Here is a 7,766-nt window from a genome sequence, read left to right as displayed (position 1 = left end):
AGCCAATTGCACTTCTGCTTTCTTAGCAAGACCTGCCGCTACGATGTTTTTGGCAATGTAGCGAGCTGCATAAGAAGCGGAACGATCCACCTTAGTCGCATCCTTACCAGAGAAGGCACCACCACCGTGACGTGAGTAACCACCATAAGTATCCACGATGATCTTACGACCAGTCAAACCTGAGTCCCCTTGAGGTCCACCGATAACAAAGCGTCCTGTTGGGTTGATGAAGAATTTGGTCTCAGCATCTAGATAAGAAGCTGGAATCACTTCTTTGATGACCTTGTTAATCACATCTTCGTGGATTTGTTCATTGCTGACATCTGGATCATGTTGAGTTGAAATAACAACTGTATCCACGCGCACAGGGCGGTCGTTTTCATCGTACTCAACAGTGACTTGTGATTTTGCATCTGGACGAAGATAGCTAATTTCACCAGACTTACGAAGCTCTGCCAAACGACGAACCAACTTGTGACTGAGTGAGATTGGCAATGGCATAAGTTCTTCAGTTTCATCCACCGCAAACCCAAACATAAGACCTTGGTCTCCTGCTCCGATCAAGTCAAGTGGATCTTGATCTGCATTTCCACGTACTTCCAAGGCTTCATTAACCCCTTGGGCAATATCAGGAGATTGTTCCACCAAAGATGGGTGTACTCCTACCGTCTCAGCTGAGAATCCGTATTCCGTATTGGTATAACCAATCTCTGCAATCGTATCACGAACCACACGGTTAATATCCACATAAGCAGTCGTTGAAATCTCACCGAAAACATGCACTGAACCAGTATAAACAGCTGTTTCAGCAGCAACGTGTGCTTCTGGATCTTGCTCTAAAATAGCATCTAAAATAGCATCTGAAATTTGGTCTGCAATCTTATCTGGATGCCCCTCAGATACTGATTCAGACGTGAAAAGTTTACGTTCTGACATAAAAATGTCCCCCCTTAAAATAAATATTCGTTATAGAGTTACAAAGCACTGATAGAAAGACTATCACCTTATCGGGACCATATAACACTTCATTATAACACATTTCAACTATAATAGACTATGTTTTAAAAAAGGAGTTGATATAGTTTCAATCTATATCACTCCTGAAAGTAGCAGACATATTTCTTTACTAGCAATAAAAATATGAATAGGAAAACAGGTTGTAGTACAAATTCCTTCCAATTCGATAACTAAATTCAAGAAGATTAAGGCTGTCCTTTCTCTTCTACTTACCCAGAAGAATTGAAAATATACCTATCCCCTCATTACAGTATCCATCAGTCTTCACTTCAAAAAAAGTACAAACTAGACCAGTTCTGTCTCTGCAATTGCCTGTTTCACCTCTTCAATCGGTAAATGCATCAGTTCTACTTCTTTTTCACGGTAGAGATACTCGGCATATTCATCAATTCGATACTGATGAATGTATACCACCCGCTTGCAACCAACTTGGAGTAACTGCTTGGTACAATTGAGACAAGGAAAATGCGTCACATAAGCTGTAAACCCTTTTGGAATTCCACGTTCAGCACCTTGCAAAATAGCATTGACTTCTGCATGAATCGTCCGGACACAATGCCCCTCGACCATTAGACAGCCATCCTCTAGACAATGATCTGTCCCAGAAACGGACCCATTATAACCCGTTGCAATGACCTTATTATCCTTAACCAGTACAGCCCCAACCTTAGCGCGATTACAAGTTGCCCGATTTGAAATTAGTAAGGCCTGTGCTGCAAAATACTCATCCCATGCTAGTCGATTGTGTGTCACCTTTAGGTCCTCCATCTAATATGATTTCTCCTATAATTGATTTCATTATAGCATGAAATCAGCAAGAAAAAAAGACTGAGAAAATCTTCCCAGTCTTATAAAAATTATTTACCAAGTTTTGCTTTAGCTGCATCTGCAAGAGCTGTGAAAGCTGCTGCATCGTTAACAGCCAAGTCAGCAAGCATTTTACGGTTAACTTCGATCTCAGCCAATTTCAAACCATGCATCAATTGTGAGTATGAAAGTCCGTTCAAACGAGCTGCCGCATTGATACGTGTGATCCACAATTTACGGAAGTCACGTTTCTTTTGACGACGGTCACGGTATGCATAGTAGTAAGAGTTCATTACTTGTTCTTTTGCAGTACGGAACAAGATATGTTTAGCTCCATAGTAACCTTTAGCTAATTTAAGAATACGTTTACGACGTTTGCGTGATACAACGCCACCTTTAACACGTGCCATTTATATTTCCTCCAATATTTCCTAGAATTCTTTACTTACGAATACGCGATTATTTCAAGCGAGTAAGCATTGCTTTGATACGTTTGAAATCTCCTGCATGCACCATAGATGCTTTACGAAGATGACGACGTTGTTTCTTAGTTTTTCCGTGGAAACGGTGAGAAGTGTAAGCACGGAAACGTTTAAGTCCACCAGAACCTGTACGTTTGAAACGTTTAGCTGATGCGCGGTGTGTTTTTTGTTTTGGCATGATATTTTCTCCTTTTTTTAACTTTCTGACAGATTATTTCTTGTCAGTTGCTGGCGCCAATTGCATGAACATTTGACGTCCATCCATCTTAGCACGTTGTTCGATGATCGCCACATCTTGTGTCGCTTCAGCGAAGTCGGCTAAAACTTTAGCACCAATCTCTTTGTGGGTAATCATCCGACCCTTAAAGCGAATGGATACCTTCACTTTATTTCCTTTTTCAAGGAATTTGCGAGCATTGCGAAGTTTCGTATCGAAATCACCCTTGTCAATCACTGGGCTCAAACGAACTTCTTTCACGGTCACAACGCTTTGTTTTTTGCGTTGTTCTTTTTGCTTCTTCTGATACTCAAATTTGAACTTACCGTAGTCCATAATTTTCGCAACAGGAGGTTTAGCTTGAGGTTGAATGAGAACCAAGTCAACATTAGCGTCGTCCGCAAGTGCTTGCGCTTCGCTAAGTGGTTTGATACCCAATTGCTCACCTTCAAGACCGATTAAGCGAACTTCACGTACACGAATTTCATCATTGATGAATAAGTCTTGCTTTGCTATGGTTTTCACCTCTTTTTTATTATTCGAGAAAAACAAAGAACGGACCTGCAAAACAGGCCCGAACTACATGATGTATTTCATTACTGAAACTTGATCCGTAGGGGCCAGGCAACTTGCGTCACAAGGCGAGAAGTTCTCACTTCTGCTTTTCTCAACTTTTATATGATATCAAGTTTTTTATTCTTTGTCAAGAAGTTTTTTTGCTTTTTCTTCAATAAATGCAACAACGTCTGCAATTCCAACACCCGTCGTATCAAAATGAATGGCATCAGCTGCAGGTTTCAAAGGAGAAACGGCACGGTGGCTGTCCTTATAGTCCCGCTCAGCGATTTCTTTTTTTAACAATTCAAGATCCGCTGTGATGCCCTTTTCAACATTTTCCTTATAACGACGTTCTGCCCGCTCCTCAACAGAAGCGACCAAAAAGATCTTCAACTCTGCATGTGGAAGAACGACGGTCCCAATATCACGACCATCCATGACGATGCCCCCCTCTGCTGCAATTGCTTGCTGTAGAGTGACAAGTTTTTCACGAACTGGCGCAAGTGCTGCAACCCATGAAACATTGTTGGTCACTTGGTTATCGCGAATCGGGTGAGTAATATCTACGTCTGCTACAAAGACAAGCTGCTCTCCTTCTTCCGAACGACCGAAGCTAATTGGATACTGATCTAAAAGGTCTAAGAGGTCATCAACCTGTTCAGCTGTTAAATTATTTTGCAAAGCTAGGTAAGTCGCCGCACGGTACATAGCTCCTGTATCCAAATAGGTATAACCCAGATCCTTAGCAATAATTTTTGCAACCGTAGACTTTCCACTAGAAGCGGGGCCATCAATAGCAATTTGAATTTGTTTCATTCTCTACTCCTACTGAATCTTAACAACATCACCAGGATTGGCGTACCAAGATCCTGTAGACATGTGGGATGGATTTAACTGTTCCAATTGGGCAATGGAAATACCAGCACGCGCAGCGATCGCTGCTTCCCCTTCACCTGCTTGAACAGTGATCGTGCCTTCTTCAGAGTTCTCATCTTTTGAACTATCTTTAGTAGCTGCTTGGTCCGTCTGTGCTACAGGAGCTGATGATGTCTGTTCAACCTTAGTCTCTCCATTGTAGAAACCAGCCATTTGTTTTGATTTGTCGCTCCCTCCGGTAGAAAGGAAAATCAACAAACACACCATAGCCACAACCACCACAAAGAAAATAATCGCCAAAATCGTTAAGAGACGATCAGCCTTCACTCCATTTAATTTACTCGTTCTTTTCAATGTTTCTTCTCCATCATCGTAAATGTCTTCTTCCCATGGTTCTTTTGCCATGACTTCCTCCTTGTTTTTTCTCGTAAAAATCATTACAATAGAAGTATGAAAGTTACGTTAATTCCAGATCGTTGCATCGCTTGCGGTCTCTGTCAAACCTACTCTGAGTTGTTCGATTACCATGATAATGGTATCGTCAAATTTCCCGAAGAGGACGATCTCCTCGAAAAAGAAGTCCCTGTCACAAACGATGTTCTCGAGGCTATCAGAGAATGCCCCACTCATGCTCTCTTAAAAGATTAAGAGGGCTTTTTATTTGTTTGCATAATACATCTCATAGTAGTCCACATGAATAAAGTTATCTGTCAAAACTACTTCCCCCTTAAAATAGGGATTTAAGGCAAGTGCATTGATAAAGTATTTTTTCGGCCATTTGCGCATACAGAATGTCCGACTACGCGAACCATCATTAAAGACGAGTTTGATGGACTTCTTATTCACTTCTACTTTCTCAATGGAAGTGATCTTCACTTTAATTGGGGTAAAAGGATTGGCTGTAATAATCCGTAAAATCCCATCATCATAAATAGTAAAGTAACGATGGACCCCAATCGCGAGCAAGACCATAAATAAAAAGAACGAAAACAAAACTAGCGTTGGCACACTAGAGCTCTCATACATCAAGGCCAGTCCAATAAAGACCGGAATCACTGCAATGGACCAATAAGTCACAAGAATAGATAAGTCCGGTTGCCAATGATAATGGACCTTTCCAAATATCTTAATCATGAGCGTACCCCCATCTAATAGTTTAGCATAAAAAACAAAAAAAAGGGAGCCAGACAGCCAAAATCACAAAGATTTTTACCTGCTAGCACTCCTTTTAATTGGATTTATCAGTTGGGACTTTAAAGAAGTCTTTAGAAAGGTAACCTTTCCCACTAATCAGGTCGTATTCAACCATTTTCAAATCCTCTGCAATTTCTTGTGCTTCTCCTTCTAAGGCCTTTTTATCGACACTTGCTTTTTTCAATACTTCTGTCAACAAAGCATAGTAAGGCGAAACTTTTGAATTGGTCTGTTCAAAGACCATAGCAGAGAAATCACTTGAATTGACCAAAGGATAGTTCAATTTCGGTGCATCAAAATTACTCCAAATGAAGTAGTCTGTCTGATACTGACTCTCCGGATTATTCTTAAAGGCGGACTCAGGATAAAGACCTGGCAAGTGATCTCCATAGAATACCACTGTAATCTTCTTATCTATTTTAGAAAGACTTTCAAGGAAGGATTGGGTGGCGGTGTCGGTAAAGGTTAAAAGACGTGAATAATTCGTTAGCTTGGTATTTTCATCATCTGAAAAACCTCTGCCTGTTGCTGTTAAGTCTGAAGGTTCTCCTGCTATAAATGGGGAGTGATTTTGAATTGTAATGACAGAAAAGAACTGATTCTTTTTAGCATCCATCTCTTTTAATACTGCCTTATACGTAGATTCATCACTTATATGTACTTCTTGATAACCTAAATCATAATTCTTTTTATCATCAATACTTATAAATTTATTGAATTTCAATCTATTGTAAATTACATTTCTAGAATAATTAATTGGAGATTCGAAATGAATAACTTCTTTATTATTAAATGAATCACTAACTGAAATTAGTTTTTTCATTTTAGGAGCAACCTCTGAGTACAATACAGAAACTGTAGGATTAATATTATAAAAAGGTAACCCCGTCAATGTTTGGAACTCCATATTTGCAGTTCCACCACCATAACCATCCGATTGCATTAATCCACTTGTAACTTTTGCCTTAATTTCTTGAATTTTTGGTATAGGATTTCTAGATAAACTTACCCCTTCAATTCTTGATGGGTCAGCAAAACTCTCACTTAAAACATAAACAATCGTTTGATTATCAATTAACTCATTTCTATTTTTATTGATTTCTAAAGCTACTTGATCATATTTCTTCTCAATTTCTTTGATTTTTTCTTTACTATATCCCTTCGGTTCTATAATTGGATCTGTTGTTATTTGATTCAACCATACATATGACAACGATCGATATCTAGCGTTTATGGAATTTCCTAACCATTTTGTATCTTGGAAATTATTTAACAAAGTAATAATCGGAACGTCATCAATAATTTTTCCATTATCTTTTCTTTTAAAAATAGAATAAACATTAATGGACAATAAGAACATAAGTCCTAATAAAACAAATCTTAAGATCGTTGCACGAATAATTCTACCTGGATAAATATATCTCCGTCCTATTATATAGATAAACGTAAAAATGACTAAGGAAATACTCACAGTCATTAAAACCGAAGCATCTACAAAACTAAATAAAACAGAAGGTTGAAATACCCAGACCAAATCACTTGGCAAAATTGGTTCCGCACGCATACTAAATTTTATAGCATTCGCAACAATAAACAGAACACCACCAAATAAAATTAATATTGTCGTAAATAAATATCTATTAAGAAGTATGTATAGAAAAATAAACAGATAAGATAAGCATAATATCTGAAAGATTACACCTCCAGGAAATATTGAGTATCCAACCAAAGGTTCCCCATGTCCTAGACCCAATTGAATTCCTGTATTAAATAATATTGCAAGACTAATACTTGTAAATACAGCTAGCGAAAAACTAGACCTATTTTTTACTACATCAACTTGTCCTTTTACAAAAAGCAAGCCAACTAAAGTCAGGAAAATACTTAAGAGTAGCAAATAAAATTCTAAAATCCAAAATTGGCTCAAGGAGTACTTTCCTGCTCCTAATTTCTCAAAATTTCCAGATACATACCATGATGTACGATACAAAAAAGAAAGAATTTTAGAATCAGTAAAAATGAACGAACAAACTATGCTAGAATGCAAGACATATTCGAACAGTTTCCCAATAGGTTCTAATTTTTTTCTATTCGCTTTATTATCATATGATTTTTTGATCTGACCCAAAACATAAGAAATCACTAACAATGATAAAATAAATACTAGAGAATTAAATTGCCAAAAATTATTTTTTTGGAAATGATCAATCTTATAACTAGGATTATTAATATTAAGCGAAATATCAATCGAGTATGATAGTATTAAATAGATTACGTATGAAACTAAAATTTTAAGGAAAAAAATCCATTTTAAAGCGTATTGTGAAATTAGTAAAACTAGAATTAAGAATGCAATTCCAAACCAAATACCAAACTGATTAACTATGAACAATACAGATCCTGTTGATTTGATCTCTTTAGAAATCAAATTTTGTGTTAAGAAAGTGTTGCTTATAAAAAATAAAAGAAAGAGAGTTATACAGTACTTTTGTGTTCTTGTTATTTTATTATAAATTTTAAAAAGAAAATCTCTAAAATCTAATTTCCTCTTTCTCTTCATTTTTTATCCTTTCTAAAAATTTTTTTATCCCTGCAATTGAGTGTATATTCCGATA

At 37.4% G+C, this 7,766-nt stretch carries 10 protein-coding genes and 1 other annotated feature; of the genes, 1 reads left to right on the top strand and 9 read right to left on the bottom strand.

Going from position 1 to position 7,766, the window contains the following annotated elements; genetic code table 11:
* The 7 genes from metK to SPADD19_RS05540 all read right to left on the bottom strand — a co-directional run.
* A partial coding sequence (gene metK, locus SPADD19_RS05570; protein WP_241496485.1) for a methionine adenosyltransferase occupies nucleotides 1–936 on the bottom strand: 936 nt, incomplete at its 3' end.
* 366 nt (nucleotides 937–1,302) lie between these two features.
* Nucleotides 1,303–1,770: a deoxycytidylate deaminase gene (locus SPADD19_RS05565; protein WP_100208998.1), complete on the bottom strand. Its 468-nt coding sequence runs from the start codon at nucleotides 1,768–1,770 to the stop codon at nucleotides 1,303–1,305.
* A gap of 104 nt (nucleotides 1,771–1,874) precedes the next feature.
* Complete coding sequence (gene rplT / locus SPADD19_RS05560; protein WP_000124830.1) at nucleotides 1,875–2,234, bottom strand: 50S ribosomal protein L20; 360 nt, start codon at nucleotides 2,232–2,234, stop codon at nucleotides 1,875–1,877.
* A 49-nt stretch (nucleotides 2,235–2,283) separates the two neighbouring features.
* A complete protein-coding gene (rpmI, locus tag SPADD19_RS05555; RefSeq protein WP_003003453.1) occupies nucleotides 2,284–2,484 on the bottom strand; it encodes a 50S ribosomal protein L35 in 201 nt (66 codons plus the stop codon).
* Nucleotides 2,485–2,517: 33 nt separating this feature from the next.
* The gene (infC, locus tag SPADD19_RS05550; protein ID WP_003003721.1) at nucleotides 2,518–3,048 is read right to left on the bottom strand and encodes a translation initiation factor IF-3; all 531 of its coding nucleotides are present in this window, start codon (nucleotides 3,046–3,048) and stop codon (nucleotides 2,518–2,520) included.
* A 16-nt stretch (nucleotides 3,049–3,064) separates the two neighbouring features.
* Nucleotides 3,065–3,193 (bottom strand) — a sequence feature (ribosomal protein L20 leader region).
* 23 nt (nucleotides 3,194–3,216) lie between these two features.
* The gene (cmk, locus tag SPADD19_RS05545) at nucleotides 3,217–3,897 is read right to left on the bottom strand and encodes a (d)CMP kinase (protein ID WP_003015791.1); all 681 of its coding nucleotides are present in this window, start codon (nucleotides 3,895–3,897) and stop codon (nucleotides 3,217–3,219) included.
* Between the two features lie 9 nt (nucleotides 3,898–3,906).
* Nucleotides 3,907–4,362, bottom strand: a complete 456-nt coding sequence (locus tag SPADD19_RS05540) for an SAG1386/EF1546 family surface-associated protein (protein ID WP_003015783.1) — start codon at nucleotides 4,360–4,362, stop codon at nucleotides 3,907–3,909.
* A 45-nt stretch (nucleotides 4,363–4,407) separates the two neighbouring features.
* Here SPADD19_RS05540 and SPADD19_RS11550 point away from each other — a divergent pair, with 45 nt between their 5' ends.
* Nucleotides 4,408–4,605, top strand: coding sequence for a ferredoxin (locus SPADD19_RS11550; RefSeq protein WP_071788416.1), 198 nt, complete (start codon nucleotides 4,408–4,410; stop codon nucleotides 4,603–4,605).
* Between the two features lie 9 nt (nucleotides 4,606–4,614).
* Here the strand turns inward: SPADD19_RS11550 and SPADD19_RS05535 are convergent, their stop codons facing one another.
* Nucleotides 4,615–5,091, bottom strand: a complete 477-nt coding sequence (locus tag SPADD19_RS05535) for an EbsA family protein (protein WP_014713160.1) — start codon at nucleotides 5,089–5,091, stop codon at nucleotides 4,615–4,617.
* Between the two features lie 94 nt (nucleotides 5,092–5,185).
* A complete protein-coding gene (locus tag SPADD19_RS05530; protein WP_061455466.1) occupies nucleotides 5,186–7,711 on the bottom strand; it encodes an LTA synthase family protein in 2,526 nt (841 codons plus the stop codon).
* Nucleotides 7,712–7,766 lie beyond the last annotated feature (55 nt).

This window comes from Streptococcus parasanguinis, assembly GCF_001578955.1.
GTDB classification, from domain to species: Bacteria; Bacillota; Bacilli; order Lactobacillales; family Streptococcaceae; genus Streptococcus; species Streptococcus parasanguinis_U.
The sequence above is the reverse complement of the archived record's forward strand: the minus strand, read 5'-3'. Positions and strand labels throughout refer to the sequence as shown.